Annotated in this window: 14 protein-coding genes; 11 read left to right on the top strand and 3 right to left on the bottom strand. The window is 40.7% G+C overall.

Annotated features, from left to right (window positions below; translation table 11 throughout):
* Positions 1–158: 158 nt before the first annotated feature.
* Genes EP737_RS01030 through EP737_RS01040 form a run of 3 tightly spaced genes read left to right on the top strand, consistent with a single transcriptional unit; the run spans position 159 to position 4,109 of the window.
* Positions 159–1,748 carry a spore germination protein gene (locus EP737_RS01030; protein WP_129726069.1) on the top strand — a complete coding sequence of 530 codons (1,590 nt, stop codon included), beginning with the start codon at positions 159–161 and terminating at the stop codon, positions 1,746–1,748.
* A gap of 17 nt (positions 1,749–1,765) precedes the next feature.
* Positions 1,766–2,974 carry a Ger(x)C family spore germination protein gene (locus tag EP737_RS01035; RefSeq protein ID WP_165350641.1) on the top strand — a complete coding sequence of 403 codons (1,209 nt, stop codon included), beginning with the start codon at positions 1,766–1,768 and terminating at the stop codon, positions 2,972–2,974.
* Positions 2,975–3,002: 28 nt separating this feature from the next.
* On the top strand, positions 3,003–4,109 hold the full coding sequence (locus EP737_RS01040; RefSeq protein ID WP_165350642.1) for a GerAB/ArcD/ProY family transporter: 1,107 nt from the start codon (positions 3,003–3,005) through the stop codon (positions 4,107–4,109).
* Here EP737_RS01040 and EP737_RS27005 read toward each other — a convergent pair.
* Together EP737_RS27005 and EP737_RS01045 are read right to left on the bottom strand one after the other, a co-directional pair.
* The gene (locus EP737_RS27005) at positions 4,106–4,324 is read right to left on the bottom strand and encodes a YczF family membrane protein (RefSeq protein ID WP_484068186.1); all 219 of its coding nucleotides are present in this window, start codon (positions 4,322–4,324) and stop codon (positions 4,106–4,108) included. The two genes, EP737_RS01040 and EP737_RS27005, sit on opposite strands and share 4 nt — an antisense overlap.
* 108 nt (positions 4,325–4,432) lie before the next feature.
* Positions 4,433–5,296 (bottom strand): LysR family transcriptional regulator, encoded by an 864-nt coding sequence (locus EP737_RS01045; protein ID WP_129726072.1) that lies wholly within the window; start codon positions 5,294–5,296, stop codon positions 4,433–4,435.
* Between the two features lie 117 nt (positions 5,297–5,413).
* Here EP737_RS01045 and EP737_RS01050 point away from each other — a divergent pair, with 117 nt between their 5' ends.
* The 6 genes from EP737_RS01050 to EP737_RS01075 all read left to right on the top strand — a co-directional run bounded on the left by EP737_RS01050 (position 5,414) and on the right by EP737_RS01075 (position 12,811).
* Entirely contained in the window at positions 5,414–6,382 is a 969-nt protein-coding gene (locus EP737_RS01050) for a cupin domain-containing protein (RefSeq protein WP_129726073.1), read from the top strand.
* A 141-nt stretch (positions 6,383–6,523) separates the two neighbouring features.
* On the top strand, positions 6,524–6,748 hold the full coding sequence (locus EP737_RS01055) for a DUF1450 domain-containing protein (RefSeq protein WP_165350643.1): 225 nt from the start codon (positions 6,524–6,526) through the stop codon (positions 6,746–6,748).
* A 270-nt stretch (positions 6,749–7,018) separates the two neighbouring features.
* Positions 7,019–8,149, top strand: a complete 1,131-nt coding sequence (locus tag EP737_RS01060; RefSeq protein WP_129726159.1) for a CdaR family transcriptional regulator — start codon at positions 7,019–7,021, stop codon at positions 8,147–8,149.
* A gap of 133 nt (positions 8,150–8,282) precedes the next feature.
* Entirely contained in the window at positions 8,283–9,695 is a 1,413-nt protein-coding gene (gene glcD / locus EP737_RS01065; RefSeq protein WP_129726075.1) for a glycolate oxidase subunit GlcD, read from the top strand.
* Positions 9,692–11,026, top strand: coding sequence for a (Fe-S)-binding protein (locus tag EP737_RS01070; RefSeq protein ID WP_129726076.1), 1,335 nt, complete (start codon positions 9,692–9,694; stop codon positions 11,024–11,026). Before glcD ends, EP737_RS01070 begins: the two co-directional genes overlap by 4 nt.
* A 108-nt stretch (positions 11,027–11,134) precedes the next feature.
* On the top strand, positions 11,135–12,811 hold the full coding sequence (locus EP737_RS01075) for an L-lactate permease (RefSeq protein ID WP_129726077.1): 1,677 nt from the start codon (positions 11,135–11,137) through the stop codon (positions 12,809–12,811).
* Between the two features lie 227 nt (positions 12,812–13,038).
* On the opposite strand, the gene EP737_RS01080 is transcribed toward EP737_RS01075, so the two are convergent.
* Positions 13,039–13,311, bottom strand: a complete 273-nt coding sequence (locus EP737_RS01080; protein ID WP_129726078.1) for a hypothetical protein — start codon at positions 13,309–13,311, stop codon at positions 13,039–13,041.
* Between the two features lie 283 nt (positions 13,312–13,594).
* Between EP737_RS01080 and rbsK the strand changes: the two genes are divergently transcribed.
* Together rbsK and EP737_RS01090 are read left to right on the top strand one after the other, a co-directional pair.
* Complete coding sequence (gene rbsK / locus EP737_RS01085; RefSeq protein WP_129726079.1) at positions 13,595–14,521, top strand: ribokinase; 927 nt, start codon at positions 13,595–13,597, stop codon at positions 14,519–14,521.
* Between the two features lie 73 nt (positions 14,522–14,594).
* The gene (locus EP737_RS01090) at positions 14,595–15,590 is read left to right on the top strand and encodes a zinc-dependent alcohol dehydrogenase family protein (RefSeq protein ID WP_129726080.1); all 996 of its coding nucleotides are present in this window, start codon (positions 14,595–14,597) and stop codon (positions 15,588–15,590) included.
* Positions 15,591–15,612: the final 22 nt, after the last annotated feature.

Below are 15,612 nucleotides of genomic sequence, written 5' to 3' on the forward strand. Positions count from 1 at the left end.
TTCTTTTTTCATATAAAAGCCATTAATTGTATCTCTTGCGTGCTTTCAATTTTCTCATACGAGTATGAAAATATAGAGAAAATATTTAATGAATAACCTAAATATGTAAAACGGATAATAGAGTATATAAAAATGGTGGATAGGAGTATTCAAACGGTATGAAATTTCTGCGAGGTAAAAATAAATATCCAGAGGCAGAGCAAAGAAATGAATCGATATCTGATGCAGAAGCTTGTCCGCTTGAGGCTAATTTGGAAACGATGCTTTATAAAATGAAACAGGAACTTGGTGATAGTCCGGATCTTGTTACTCGGTCATTTGAGATTGGGAGTACTCCAAGCATTCCCGTTAGAGTTGTTTATATAAGCGGCTTAGCGGATGAGCAAGCTATTAATGAATATATTATACGAGCGTTAATGGTAGATACGGCAGAAAGCAAATTAGAAATAGATTGTAACCATGTCTTCGACCTTATCTTAAATAATGCTTTAACAATTGGCGATGTAGCCGTCTTAACAGACTGGAACGAACTTATTTTTTCCATTTTATCAGGCGATACAATCATTTTGATAGAAGGCCATGCTAAAGCTATAGCAAGCAGCACAAAAGGCGGTCAGTGGAGAGCGATTACAGAATCTACTACACAAGTCAATATTCGAGGACCTAAGGACAGCTTTAATGAATCCATCGCAACCAATATCGCTCTTGTTCGCAGACATCTTAAAAGTCCAAACCTGCGATTAGAAACAATGAGAATTGGAAATGTTTCGCAGACTAATGTAGCAATTATGTATCTAAAAGGGATTGTTAGTGATGAGCTTCTGCAAGATGTTCGACAGAGGCTGACAGATATTAAGATTGATGCTGTTCTTGAATCAGGATATCTTGAAGAGTTTATTCAAGATAAAACCTTTACTCCTTTTCCAACTATATACAATACAGAACGACCCGATGTAGTTTCAGGTAACTTATTGGAAGGAAGAATAGCTGTATTAGTAGACGGTACTCCGTTTACTCTCATTGTACCAACTATTTTTTCTCAGTTCTTTCAAGCATCAGAAGATTATTATCAGCGATACGATATCGTCGTATTAATGAGACTAATCAGATATACAAGCTTTTTTATCTTATTGCTCGGACCATCTTTTTATATTGCGGTTACGACCTATCATCCAGAAATGCTTCCAACTGCTCTTCTTATTAATATTATGGCGCAACGGGAAGGCGTTCCTTTTCCTGCTTTTATTGAGGCTGTGATCATGGAAGCTACCTTTGAAGTATTGCGTGAAGCTGGTATTCGTATGCCTCGGGCGGTCGGACAGGCTGTTTCGATTGTAGGAGCGATTGTACTAGGACAAGCCGCTGTGGAGGCAGGGGTTGTCACAGGGTTAATGGTAATCGTCGTAGCTATAACAGGGATTGCGAGTTTCGCCATACCGGCATACAACTTGACTATTGCCGCGAGAATGATTCGTTTTCCTTTAATGATTATATCAGCCCTACTTGGTTTTTATGGAATGACGTTAGCGCTGATTTTATTAGTTGCTCATATGAATAGTTTACGTTCTTTCGGTATTCCCTATCTGGCTCCCTTCACACCTTTTTCTTTGAAAGGTCAAAAGGATACCGTTATTCGTGCTCCTTTCAAGTCTTATGTAACACAATCCCGTGTGATTGATCAAACAAATGCAGAGAATACACAAACTGATGATGAACTCAAATCATCGGCTAGTGAATCGAGGAAATAAAGCAAAGGGGAATGCAGATGAAACGTACGGTTTTCAGTCTGTTCTGCTTATTATGTGTATGTACAGTATTCCTTACAGGCTGCTGGGACCAGCGGGAGTTAAATAAAATAGCTCTTGTAATGGCCCTAGGGTTAGATAAAGCAAAAGGAAAAGAGGAATATCGCGTCTCGTATCAAGTTGTGAATCCAACAGAAATTTCGGGGAAAACAGGGACGGGAAGAACAACACCTGTTACAGTTTACAGCAATTCCGGTTCTACGATATTCGAAGCACTCCGCAATGCGGCAGAGGTAACACCTCGACAGTTAATGATTTCGCATATAAACATTATTGTAATCGGGGAAGAGTTAGCAAAAGAAGGTGTACACGGTATGTTAGATTTTTTTGAAAGAGATGATGAAGGCCGTTTAACGTCAAATTTGCTTATAGCCAAAAATACTGAGGCGGAAGAAGTCCTTAAAACACTTACACCTATAGAAAGAGTCCCAGCAATTGCAATAGAAGGAAAGCTCGAAACAATGGTCAAAAAATTGTCTAAAGGCTACAGTGTTGAAATGGATGAGGTGATACGGGGAGCATTAAGAAAAGGGGGCGGGCCTGTTATTAGTGGAGTTGAACTAATTGGAAATACTAAATCAGGATCAAAGGCATCAGGTATAAAAATAACGACACCAGCCGCAGTCATAAGAATTAGTGGTCTAGCTATGTTTAAACAAGGCAAGCTAGTTGGATGGTTGAATGGTGAAACAGCACGAGGCACTGCAGTGATTAATAATAAGTTGAGAGGTTCTGCTGTCACTATTGGCTGTAAACAGAAGAAAAGGGGACTTAGTATTGAAGTTCGGCGTTCAAAAACTAAAATTAGGACCAGTGTTCGAAATCATATTCCTACTATTCATCTATTTATCAAGCAAGAGGGCAGTATCGGACAAATATTTTGTGCCATTGACCTAAAAAAATCTAAAGAAATTAGAAAGCTAGAAAAAAAATGGGCGCAAGAAATGAAAAAAGAAGTACAGGAAGCAATAGCGCAAGCACAAAAAAAACAAACGGATGTTTTTGGCTTTGGAGAAGCATTGGAACGAACAAATAAACGCGAATGGATAAAAATGGAAAATGACTGGGGTAACCTATTTGCAAAATCCAAAGTGGAAGTTCATGTTGAAACGAGAATTAGACGCCCTGGGATGAGATCTATCCCATATCTTTTCAGTGAAACGAAATAGATAAAAGCGAAATGGAGATATGCAACCTATGGAAAAAGCAAAAATTAGTGCCGGGGAGTTTTTTTCTCTCATTGTTTTGTTTAACTTCGGTACGGCTCTTGTCGTTAGTTTAGGACTGCAGGCTAAGAAAGATGCTTGGCTGGCCATTCTTTTTGGAACAGCAGGCGGGTTCATTTTTTTTTGGATATACCGTTCTCTTTTTCGGATATATCCACAGCAACCACTTATCAGCTATATTCAAACTATTTTGGGGAAATATATAGGCTGGCCATTAAGTTTACTGTATATCCTTTTTTTTATCTATGGTGCAGCTAGAGATGTGAGAGATGGAGGGGAAATTCTTACAAGCGCCATATTGGACCAAACACCATTGCTAATTATTAACCTCTCGATAATTGTCACAATCGCATATGTTCTTAATAAGGGAATTGAAGTATTAGTAAGAACAGCTCAAATTTATTTGGTAATGGTCATAGGTTTAGGGCTTATAAGCAACCTTCTCCTCATGTATGCTGGGGTTATTCAGATTAATAACCTGTTACCGATCCTTCGTGATGGATGGAAGCCTGTTTTGACAACATTTTATAGTCAAACATTATCCTTCCCTTTTGGAGAAATGGTTTGCTTTACAATGCTATTTCCATTGTTACAGAACCACAAACAAGGGGTGAAAATGGGATTTTGGGCAGTAGTTTTTAGCGGTTTTGCATTAAGTTATACAATCGCACTTGATATAGCGGTACTCGGCTTTGATATAGCAGGTCGCGCATCATTTCCGTTGTTAACAATGATTAGTAAAATAAATATCGGGGAATTTATACAACATCTAGATTTAATTGTTATTTTAACGTTAATTATTTGCAATTTTTTCAAAATCGCAGTTTTTTATTATGCGGCTGTTATGGGGACAACCGTTTTACTTAACCTTCAAGATTATCGGAAAATGGTAGCCCCCATTGGAATTATCATTCTCTATTCCTCTAATATGATCGCATTTGATTTTTCAGGACATCTAGAGGAGGGGAATTTCTCACTCAAAACCATATTTCCTCTTTTTGGAGAAATAATCCCCGCAATGCTTCTGCTTATAGCTGTGATTCGAAAAAAGTTTAGTCAACGATTACGAAATCCTTAACGAAATTTCTTTTTCACAAATACAATCAGAGGCTTTAAAAACAATAATGAAATTATAATTAAAGAAGTGGATAATTCAATATTGTCCATCAACCAAAATGGGTTATTTAGGTTCTGCAAACCTTGGGATATTGAATAACCTAACAATAAATCCATAGCAACAGCAAACCCTATGCTCAGTACGAGAAGAAAAATAAATATGAAGAATGATTTCATAAAAATGAAACCTCCTGTTTGTGACAAGCTTTCTTAGTTAGTATAGCTTATTGAGAAAGTTTTCATTATTTTGGTCGGCAGGAACGCTATGTAAAAACTGCTAGGTGTTTATCTCATTTCCTTTGCGATCTCAATAAAGGCTTTGACCAAAGGCGACTGATTGTTCCGGCGCCAGGAGACACCCATGGAAGCACTGGGCAATTGATTATTAATATCCAAGTATACAACATGCTGGGTATGTAAATTCATGGCAGATTGGGGAACGACCGCAATTCCCAAACCGGCAGCAACTAAACCGATTACAGTTTGGAACTCAAGTGCCTCCTGCTGGATCATAGGATTACATAGCGCTAGAATTTCATTATAGAGACCCGCCCATGTTTTTCGGGATAACATGACGAATGGATAAAGATTCAGATCGGAAAGAACGATATTGTCTTTTTCCGTTAATGGATGCTGTTTTGGGACTGCCAACATACAGGGAGAAATGGATACGATTTCGGTACATAATGCATCGCTATGCACCGGCGGCCGTAAAACGCCTATATCGATTTCTTCTTCTCGTAATGCTTGGATTTGTGCGGGTGTGGCCATTTCAAAAAGATGTACTTGGACATCTGGGTATAAACTGCGAAATTCTCGCAGAACAGCAGGGAGAATATCGTAGGTAGCTGATCCGACAAAACCAACCTTCAGTGTTCCGATTTCGCCGTGATGAGTACGCTGTGCATTTTCGATAGCACGATGAAGCTGATCGAATATTTTGCAAACCTCATCAAAAAACACCCTTCCTGCATCTGTTAATTCGACATGACGATTATTTCGATAAAAAAGCGGAATACCTAAGTCTTTTTCTAAGTTTTGAATTTGTAAACTCAAGGGCGGCTGGGTAATTCGTAGACGCTCTGCCGCGCGGCTGAAATTTAATTCTTCAGCTACAGCAAGAAAATATTGCAGTTGTCGAAGTTCCATATTATCACCTGTCATTCAGTTATATGTAAAATATATCATAGTGATTTAAATTATATATTTCACAACTACCCTCCAGCAAGTTAAGATAATATCATCAAGGTGATAGGAGGGTTATACATGTCTAACAATGTTCAATCAGGAAAGCTATTCGTTGGAACTGTAAATGAAAACTGGACTGGGGATGCTCGTTTCTATGAATATACTACTGCAGCGGACCCGATTGGAAGCGGTATCATAAGTCCGATTCCAGCTAAAGAATTTGGAGCAGAATTATATAATTCGGGGGAAACTCGCATTGTAACATTAGATCTTTCCAACGAACTGAGAACAGATTATCCGGCAACAAGTCCATCGCTTCTTGCCCAGTTTATTCGGATTAACGCGGACGATTCGATTCATACACAACCAAATGCAACGAGTGAATTATATTACATTATCTCCGGCAAGGGCAGCACAGAGGTAAATGGCGAAACGATTAACTGGAAGAAGGGAGATTTCTTAACCCTTCCATCTGGATCGGTTAGCCGTCATACCGCGATGGAGGATACAACAATCTACTATATTCTAGATACGCCGCTTCTTAACTATTTAGGAGTTCAAGCGACAGAAGCGCGCTTTCAGCCGACCCTTTTTACAGCTGAACAAGCAAAGGCGAAATTAGATGAGGTAGCTAATGCGCCGGATGCCTATTTGAAGAATCGCATCTCTATCCTATTAAACAACCAAAAGTTCGATCAAACGTTAACGATTACGCATGTATTATGGGCGATGTTTGGTATCGTTCCTGTAGGGTCTAACCAGGCTCCTCATAGCCATAAATCGGTAGCTCTTGACTTTGTTGCTTACGCGGCACCTGGTACGTATACGTTAGTTGGAGATAAAGTAGATCCGGTCACGCAGCAAATTATTGATCCGATTCGCATTGATTGGGTAACAGGAAAAGCTTTCGTTACACCTCCGGGATTGTGGCATTCTCATCATAATGAATCCGGGGAGCCGGCATTTATTATTCCAATTCAGGATGCAGGTCTGCAAACATATCTTCGTACATTGGATATTCAATTTACACATTACGATCAAGAATAAAGATAGCGAGCCCAAAAGGAGAAAACGATTTTCTTTTGGACAGTCAAAATCGGAAAATGGATCATGCAAGGAACCAGCATACAGGCAAAGGTTTCTGTGATGGTCCATTTTATATTTTTAATTAAGAAAGGAAAAAGGCGAATGAGAGTGGCTAAGTTTTGCGAGCGAAATATTCAATTCACTGAGGCTGATAAAGCCATAGACATTCTTCGGCAGCATTATAAAGATGATGTTGCTATTAGTGTTGTCGATTGCTTCAGACGCTGTTTGAAATGCAGGGTGCAGCCGTTTTGCCGGATTCAGCTTACAACCATTGAAGCAAATGATGCGGAAACCCTGGTGAAACAAATACTTCAAACTGTTTGAAGGGAAGACTGCTATAACTCAGTGTAACATATAGAGGATTTGTTCCACTTTAAGATGTATCAATTTCTAGCTGGAAGACAATTCGACGTAGTGAGAAATTTTAGGAACAACGTATAAGTGTAACTATGCCTTGTCTTCACCCAAGAGCAGAGCTCGCCAATCAGCGGGTTTTTTTCTTTATGTCTTCAAATTTTGTATGACTTTGAGCCATTTCCAAATGAGATATGAGGTATATTCTTGGAAGAACAACTATTAGGGGGGATTTACTTGTTGTTATCTATTTCTCTTGCAAAAAAAATTATTGATGAAGTGCACAAGCTATTTGATGAAGAGCTTATCATGATTGGGATAGATGGAATTATTATGGCTAGTACAGATGCCGAGCGGATTGGTACGTATCATGAGGGAGCTGCAATCAGTATAAAAGAAAAACGAAGAGTAGTTATTACAAAAGAGGACGAACAGCATCTACAGGGAGTGAAGGCTGGAATAAACGTGCCGGTTTTTTTCTTGAATAATGTAATTGGCGTTATCGGAATTACTGGGGAACCAGAGCGTGTTTTGCCGTATGTAGAATTACTGCGGAAAATGACTGAGCTCCTTGTTCAAGAAAGTTATTATTCTGAACAAATGCAGTGGCAGTCAAGAATGCTAGAAGCATTTGTTTTTGATTGGTTGCAGGCAAGGGATTGGTCCCCTGCGTTTGTAGAGCGGGCTAAAATTCTTAACATTGATTTACATGCGAAGCGACAGCTTATATTGGTTCAAGTGACAGAGCAGCAGGGTTTTTTCTTTAAGGACATTTGGCAATTAAAGCATGTGTGGAATGACCCCGCTGATCAAGATGTTTTAATTCATTGGGGCAATGACCGTCTTCTTATTATCCGTTATGTTCATCAAAAACGGGAAGGGGAGACGATAGCGCAAAAAGTGAAGCAATTCAAAGCTTTTATTGAAGAAAAATGGCAAACACCAGTTGCTGTCGGGATTGGACAAGTTGTTGAAAGCAATGAGCTAACAAAGGGTTATGAACAAGCAGAACGGGCTTTATCTGTTGCATTGAAACAAAATAGCATCGTTTTCGAAGAGAATCTTCGTCTAGATATATGTTTGGAAGAGATTAGTCTTCCTACTCGTAAAGAATTTACAAAACGGATTCTCCAAACCGTTTTAACAGATGAGGAACTGCTTGAAACGTTTTATACTTTTTTTGAACAAAACATGTCACTAAAATTAACTGCGTCGTTGCTCCATATTCATATTAATACGCTGCATTACCGCATAAAGAAGCTAGAGGAATTGACAGGGTTGAATTTAAAACATTTTTCTGATGTCGTAAGCCTGTATTTAGCTCTCCGTTTTTTGGATTATAATCCAAAAAATAGTGATAAAAAAGCTTGAATTTTGGATGTTTATACATAGAAAGGGCTTTCTTAATCCTTTATGATGAGATACATAGAGAAACGAAGAGGGATAAATACATGTCCAAGTTTGTCTCTCTTTATATACCCTATGAGTAAAGGTGTGAACATACATGATTACAGCTCATGTGAAAACAAAATTAATCGAAATTGTTGGCAGGGAAAACTATGATGATTCAGAGGCTGGTCGGCTTGTATATTCCTACGATGCTACCCCTCAATTTCAGTCGCTTCCCGATGGGGTGATTTCTCCTGATAATGTAAAACAAGTTTCTGACATTGTAAAAGTTTGCAATGAGCATAACATCCCAATCATCCCACGTGGTTCTGGTACAAATCTTTGTGCCGGTACTTGCCCGACTGAAGGTGGACTTGTTTTGCTGTTTCGACATATGAATCGCATTTTGGAAATTGACGAGGAAAATTTGACGGTTACGGTTCAGCCAGGTGTGATTACACTTGACATGATTAACGAGGTCGAAGCAAAAGGCTTGTTCTATCCGCCAGATCCAAGCTCCATGAAAATTTCAACGATTGGTGGGAATATTAACGAAAATTCTGGCGGTCTGCGTGGCTTAAAATATGGTGTTACCCGCGATTATGTGATTGCGCTTGAAATTGTCCTAGCTAACGGTGACATCATCCGTACAGGCGGTAAGTTAGCAAAAGATGTAGCCGGTTATGATTTAACCCGGTTATTCGTTGGCTCTGAAGGGACTTTGGGAATCATCACAGAAGCAACACTAAAATTGATCCCTATGCCTGAAACAAAGAAAACCATGCTCGCATTATATCAGGATATTGATGCAGCAGCTCGTTCCGTTTCAAACATTATTGCGAATAAGATTATTCCGACAACGCTTGAATTTTTAGATCAACCAACGCTTCAGGTTGTAGAGGATTTTGCCCAAATCGGGCTTCCGACAAATGTACAGGCTGTTCTTTTAATTGAACAAGATGGTCCTGAGCAGGTGGTCGAGCGTGATATGCAACGGATTGCAGAGCTTTGCATGTTGGAACAGGCTGTATCTGTTGAAGTTGCACAGTCTGAAGAACATGCAATGGCTCTTCGCACAGCACGCCGCGCGGCTTTGTCAGCGCTTGCACGCTTGAAGCCGACAACAATTTTGGAAGATGCAACCGTTCCCCGTTCTGAAATTGCGAAGATGGTACGCTCGATAAACGAGATTGCCGCAAAATACGATGTGAATATTTGCACATTCGGTCATGCTGGTGATGGAAATCTTCATCCAACATGTCCAACAGATTCACGTAACCATGATGAAATTGAACGTGTAGAAAAAGCATTTGCTGAAATATTTGAAAAAGCCGTTGAGCTTGGCGGTACGATTACAGGTGAACATGGCGTTGGCGTGATGAAGGCCCCTTATCTTGAGCTAAAGCTCGGCGAACAGGGAATCGCAGCAATGAGATCGATAAAAGCTGCGTTTGATCCGAATAACATTATGAATCCTGGTAAAGTATTTGCTAAGGAATCTCGGAAAAGGGTGGTAGTAACCAGATGACAACTTTGAAAGAGCGTGACATCATTCAGCAACAATTTAAGGAACGGATGGACGAAGACGAACTTCTTAATTGTATGCGCTGCGGATTCTGCTTGCCGTCTTGCCCGACGTATATCGAGTCAGGCTTCAAAGAGTCTCACTCCCCCCGCGGTCGTATCGCTCTTATGAAGGCAGTCGTAGATGGCATCATTGAACCGAGTGAAGATGTAGAACGTACGTTGGAACTTTGCCTTGGCTGCCGTGCTTGTGAGCCTGTTTGTCCATCGGGCGTAAAATATGGACATTTATTAGAAGAAGCACGCGATATTATCAATCAAAGTAAAAAGCATTCATTGCCTGTACGTGCAGTACGCAAAGCAGTGTTTCAAGAGCTTTTTCCTTATCAAAACCGTATGCGTACTGTAACAGGCCTTCTTGGCGTATATCAACGATCAGGCTTGCAAGCTATTGTCCGGAAGACGGGGTTATTACAGCTTCTTCCTGGTAACTTGGCTACGATGGAAAAAGTACTTCCAAAGGTGCCGACGATGAAGGAACTGACCAATCGTCCTACTCATTTGGAGGCGAAGGGGGTATTGAAAAAACGAGTTGCTTTTTTCTCAGGCTGTTTAATGGATACGATGTTCCTAGAGACAAACAATGCGACAATGAAGCTATTGCAAATGGCGGGCTGTGAAGTTGTTATTCCTCCAAACCAAGCATGCTGCGGGGCTTTGCACGGTCATAGTGGCGAAAAGGATGGTGCGAAGGAATTAGCCAAACGAAATATTAAAGCGTTTGAGGAATTACATATAGACTACATCATTACAAATGCGGGCGGTTGCGGAGCCTTTTTAATTGACTACGATCACCTGCTAAAAGATGATCCTGAATGGAAAGGCCGTGCAAAAGCGTTTGTGGATAAGTTGAAAGATATTTCGACGGTGCTTGTGGAGCTTAAATTCTATCAATCTCTGCTGCGCTTGCCAGCACAAGTACTCACATATCAAGATTCTTGTCATTTACGCAACGTAATGGGGGTATCCGGTGATCCGCGTTCTCTTCTGAAAGCAATTGAAGGGGCAGAATTCCGTGAAACGAAAGATTCAGATCGTTGCTGCGGCTCAGCAGGTATTTATAACATTGTAGAATCAGAAATGTCGATGCAAATTCTAGACCACAAGATGGAGAATGTAAAAGCGAGTCATGCTACTACGATTGTTACTGCGAATCCAGGCTGTTTATTGCAAATGAAGCTCGGTATTGAGCGTGAAGGTTTATCGGATAAGCTGCGTGCGGTACATATTGTAGATTTGCTCTTAGAAGCTGCGGAGTATGCCCAAAGGATATAATCCATGCTGCTGCTTCATTTATTCAAATTATATTGAAAGCGGTTTCTTTTCGCTCGAGGATTAGTATGCATTGTTTAGTAGTTTAAACGTAAAAAAGGGGTGTTGTGTATGACATGGCAACAAAATTTTACACCTATTGGGGATAGCTTAGTACTATCTTCCCTAGTAGCTCTAATTCCTATTTTATACTTCTTCTGGGCATTGGCAATTAAACGTATGAAGGGATATGTAGCTGGAGTTACAACATTGCTTGTTGTGTTGGCTGTTGCAATCTTTGCATATAAGATGCCGGCGGGCATCGCTATTATGTCAGCAAGCCAGGGTGCTGTTTATGGACTTTTGCCAATCGGCTGGATTATTATCACTTCTGTATTTCTTTATAAACTAACAGTAAAAACAGGACAATTTGATATCATTCGTAACTCTGTATTATCTATTACAGAAGACCGCCGCTTACAAGCCCTTTTAGTAGCTTTTTCATTTGGCGCGTTTCTTGAAGGGGCAGCGGGCTTCGGTGCACCGGTTGCGATTTCAGCAGCATTGCTAGTAGGTCTTGGGTTTAACCCTTTATACGCAGCAGGTCTATGCTTATTAGCTAATACAGCTCCCGTAGCCTTTGGCGCAATCGGTATCCCAATTACAGCGATGGAAGGCCCGACAGGCATTCCAGCAATGGAAATTTCAAAAATGGTTGGCCGTCAATTGCCATTCATCTCTGTATTTATTCCGTTATATCTAGTCGTTATTATGACTGGATTTAAGAAAGCAATGGAAGTAATGCCCGCTATTTTGGTTTCAGGTGTATCATTTGCACTCGTACAATATTTAAGCTCCAATTTTTTAGGGGCTGAACTTCCAGATATTCTATCTGCGTTAGTATCCTTATTTGCTTTAGCAATTTTCTTGAAATTCTGGAAACCAAAGACGATTTTTCGTTTTAAAGCGGAAGCTGAAGTTGCTGCTACAACGGCCCATGTTCACACAACACATACAGCAGGTGAAGTATTTAAAGCTTGGTCTCCATTTTTAATCTTAACAGCATTTATTTCCCTATGGGGCATTCCGCAGGTGAAAGCAGCTTTAACAGGTCATTACGAAGGAACAACCAGTATTTTGAAAGCGGTTAACGCAATTGGAAGCAGTTTAACATTCATGCCTACCGTTCCTGGTTTACATAATCTAATTTTAAATGGAACGGGCGATCCAATCGCCGCTGTTTACAAGCTAGAAGTATTGGGAGCTGCAGGTACTGCTATTCTTTTAGCAGCGGTTGTAACAAAGTTTATCGTGAAAATCTCTTGGAAGGAGTGGGCAGCAGCGTTTGGGGAAACATGCAGCGAGCTAAAATTACCAATCTTAACAATCATGGCAGTGGTAGGTTTTGCCTATGTAACAAACTCCTCAGGGATGAGTACAACACTAGGAATGCTGTTAGCGAAGACTGGTGCATTATTCCCGTTCTTCTCTCCTGTATTAGGTTGGTTAGGTGTATTCATTACAGGTTCTGATACATCAGCAAACTTATTATTTGGAAATCTGCAAAAAATCACAGCGATGTCAGTGGGCATGGATCCGCTTCTTGCCCTTGCAGCGAACTCTTCAGGTGGTGTAACAGGGAAAATGATTTCACCTCAATCAATCGCTGTTGCTTGTGCGGCTGTAGGATTAGCTGGTAAAGAATCTGACTTATTCCGTTTTACAATTAAACATAGTCTGTTTCTTATACTAATTGTTTGTATTCTGACATTCTTGCAATCTAATGTATTGTCGTGGATGATTCCGTAAACTTTATTTACATAGAGGAGAAAATATTTTGCCCCTGTTCATCCAGGATATATCGTTTAGTTGGGTTGGCGATAGATGCCACGTTCTAACTGATGAGTTGCCTTGGCAGCTCATCAGAATGATGGTAAGTGTGAATATATGAAAAGGTACCGTTTCCTCAACGGTACCCTTTCATATATGTTTTATAAATAAGTACAAAGAAATTCGGTAAGAAAACGTCGACTTTACTATTTTACTTCTTCCCAATAATACTGAATAGCCTCTTTTCGAATTACTTCCGGGCAATCAACTTCATCGCCCCAATTATCATAATTATTTGCTCCATTTATATGTTGGATGTCAACACTATAATATTTATCTTGATATTTGAAAATGATGACCAACATTTCAGAATATCCTGCATCATCATTTCCAAGTTCTTGAACAAATTCTAGACCATAACTTTCATGGTTTCTGCGTTCGGCAACAGAGTCCAGTATTACATTTTTGGGAAACTTCATCTTTCTCGCTCCTTTATTTTTATAAGCGTATTTTACTACTTAAAAGAGGAAAAATAAACAGATTTCATGTAGAATAAATTGCCAAATTAATAAAAGTTTTAGAGATGTTGTCTAGCCACATGATTTACATGATTCTGTGTATAAATTCTTTTCTCAATCGCGTTATTTTCACGATTTGCTGAATATGCAAGAATCTATATCCGATATGGAATCTAGTTGGTACAATGTGGATGTGCCAGATAAGGAAGTAGAGCTGGGAGAGATTCATAGGGAGGAAAGCTAGATGAGTAAGCCGAAGCTGGTTGTGGTTGGTAGTTTAAATATGGATATTGTAGTTGAAACGGAGCGTTATCCACTAGTGGGTGAAACGCTAATGGGCGATAAGGTGAGTTTTATTCCCGGTGGTAAGGGGGCCAATCAGGCAACTGCCGGAGCACGTTTGGGAGCGGAGACAGCAATAATCGGAGCAGTCGGCGACGATCTATTTGGCGGACAATTGCTTAACAGTCTGCAGGAGAACGGGGTGGATGTGTCAGGTGTGAAACAGGTCGCTGGTATGTCGACCGGCATTGCTTCCATTTATGTCTCTGAAGGCGATAATAGCATAGTCGTTGTACCAGGGGCGAATTACAGGGTGGAGCCAGCTGATATTGACCGTCATGAAGATAAGCTAAGACAGGCGGATGTTGTACTGCTGCAGTTGGAAATTCCCGTTGAGACGGTTCTTTACGTTGCCCGGAAAGCCAAGTCGCTTGGTAAAACGGTTGTGCTCAATCCAGCACCTGCGCAGCCGTTGCCAAGGGAATTGTTTGAGTACATTGATTATTTGACACCCAACCGAACAGAGCTTTCTCGCTATACCCGTATGGACACCGATGACCAATCACTGGAAAAGGCTATGCAATGTATGCGAGAAACGGGTGCTGCCCATGTGATCACAACGTTAGGTGCAGAAGGCTCTGCGTATTTAACGGAGGAGGGGACGATGCAGCTAAAGCGAGGGTACAAGGTACCAACCGTGGATACGACGGGGGCTGGAGATTGTTATAATGCCGGACTAGCGTGTGCAATTGCAGATGGAAGAAGTTTGGATGAAGCGATTGAGTTTGCCTCGCTTGCTTCCGCCCTTGCCGTTACGAAATTTGGAGCGCAGGCGGGGATGCCAACGGAAGCGGAAGTGATAAGGTTTAAGGAAGAACAAAACAGTTAACAGATTCATCTGTATTTGTTTTGATGTTTACGAAAGAAAAAATACAGTATTTCAAGAAAGAGGGATTGACTGAATGAAAGCGCAAATAATTCGTTCCTTTGGGACACCATCCGTATTTCAGCTAGAAGAAATTGCAAAGCCGGAGATAGTACCTGGCTATGTATTAATCCAGGTCAAGGCAACGAGCGTAAATCCAATTGATCTGAAAATTCGCAGCGGCGCTGTTTCAGGAATTGCTCCAGCTTTCCCGGCTATATTGCACGGAGATGTGGCAGGAATTGTTGAAGAGGTGGGCGAGGGGGTTACTGGATTTAAACCCGGCGATGAAGTGTTTGGTTGTGCAGGAGGCTTTAAAGGAACGGGGGGCGCCCTTGCAGAATATATGCTTGCAGATGCCAGGCTGATTGCTCATAAACCAAAAAATATAACGATGGAAGAGGCTGCTGCTTTGCCGCTTGTTGCAATCACAGCCTGGGAAGCATTATTTGATCGAGGACAAATCAAGACTGGACAAAATGTTCTCATTCACGCGGCTACTGGCGGTGTAGGACATGTAGCCATCCAGCTTGCTAAATGGGTAGGCGCCAACGTTTTTACAACAGCTTCCTCGCAGGAAAAGCTGGAAATCGCTAAGCGTTTAGGAGCTGATGTGGGGATCAATTACCGCGAAGAATCTGTTCAAGATTACGTTCGAACATATACAAATGGAAAAGGATTTGAAGTTGTGTTTGATACGGTGGGCGGTGAAAATCTGGATCGCTCATTTGAGGCTGCCGCAATGAACGGAACGGTACTTGCTGTTGCTGCGCGTTCAACTCATGATTTGTCTCCTTTACACGCAAAAGGACTTTCTTTACATGTTATCTTTATGTTGTTAAGGATCATAAACGAAGAGCATCGCAAACATCACGGAGAGATTTTAAAAAAACTCGCTCAGATCGTAGAAGAAGGAGCTCTTCGTCCGCTTATTGACCCTAATCGATTTACATTTGACGATGTTGGCAAAGCTCATCAGTTTTTGGAGTCTCAGCAGGCGATAGGAAAAATAGTATTACAAAATGCTTGGTGATTGTACATATCTTTCGCTAGGT

The organism is Ectobacillus funiculus (assembly GCF_004138295.1).
GTDB lineage: Bacteria > Bacillota > Bacilli > Bacillales > Bacillaceae_G > Ectobacillus > Ectobacillus funiculus.

Excerpts from the sequence above, each read along its gene's own strand:
- EP737_RS01030 (WP_129726069.1), top strand. The coding sequence starts at position 159 with ATGAAATTTCTGCGAGGTAAAAATAAATATCCAGAGGCAGAGCAAAGA.
- EP737_RS01035 (WP_165350641.1), top strand. The coding sequence starts at position 1,766 with ATGAAACGTACGGTTTTCAGTCTGTTCTGCTTATTATGTGTATGTACA.
- EP737_RS01040 (WP_165350642.1), top strand. The coding sequence starts at position 3,003 with ATGGAAAAAGCAAAAATTAGTGCCGGGGAGTTTTTTTCTCTCATTGTT.
- EP737_RS27005 (WP_484068186.1), bottom strand. The coding sequence starts at position 4,324 with ATGAAATCATTCTTCATATTTATTTTTCTTCTCGTACTGAGCATAGGG.
- EP737_RS01045 (WP_129726072.1), bottom strand. The coding sequence starts at position 5,296 with ATGGAACTTCGACAACTGCAATATTTTCTTGCTGTAGCTGAAGAATTA.
- EP737_RS01050 (WP_129726073.1), top strand. The coding sequence starts at position 5,414 with ATGTCTAACAATGTTCAATCAGGAAAGCTATTCGTTGGAACTGTAAAT.
- EP737_RS01055 (WP_165350643.1), top strand. The coding sequence starts at position 6,524 with ATGAGAGTGGCTAAGTTTTGCGAGCGAAATATTCAATTCACTGAGGCT.
- glcD (WP_129726075.1), top strand. The coding sequence starts at position 8,283 with ATGATTACAGCTCATGTGAAAACAAAATTAATCGAAATTGTTGGCAGG.
- EP737_RS01070 (WP_129726076.1), top strand. The coding sequence starts at position 9,692 with ATGACAACTTTGAAAGAGCGTGACATCATTCAGCAACAATTTAAGGAA.
- EP737_RS01075 (WP_129726077.1), top strand. The coding sequence starts at position 11,135 with ATGACATGGCAACAAAATTTTACACCTATTGGGGATAGCTTAGTACTA.
- EP737_RS01080 (WP_129726078.1), bottom strand. The coding sequence starts at position 13,311 with ATGAAGTTTCCCAAAAATGTAATACTGGACTCTGTTGCCGAACGCAGA.
- rbsK (WP_129726079.1), top strand. The coding sequence starts at position 13,595 with ATGAGTAAGCCGAAGCTGGTTGTGGTTGGTAGTTTAAATATGGATATT.
- EP737_RS01090 (WP_129726080.1), top strand. The coding sequence starts at position 14,595 with ATGAAAGCGCAAATAATTCGTTCCTTTGGGACACCATCCGTATTTCAG.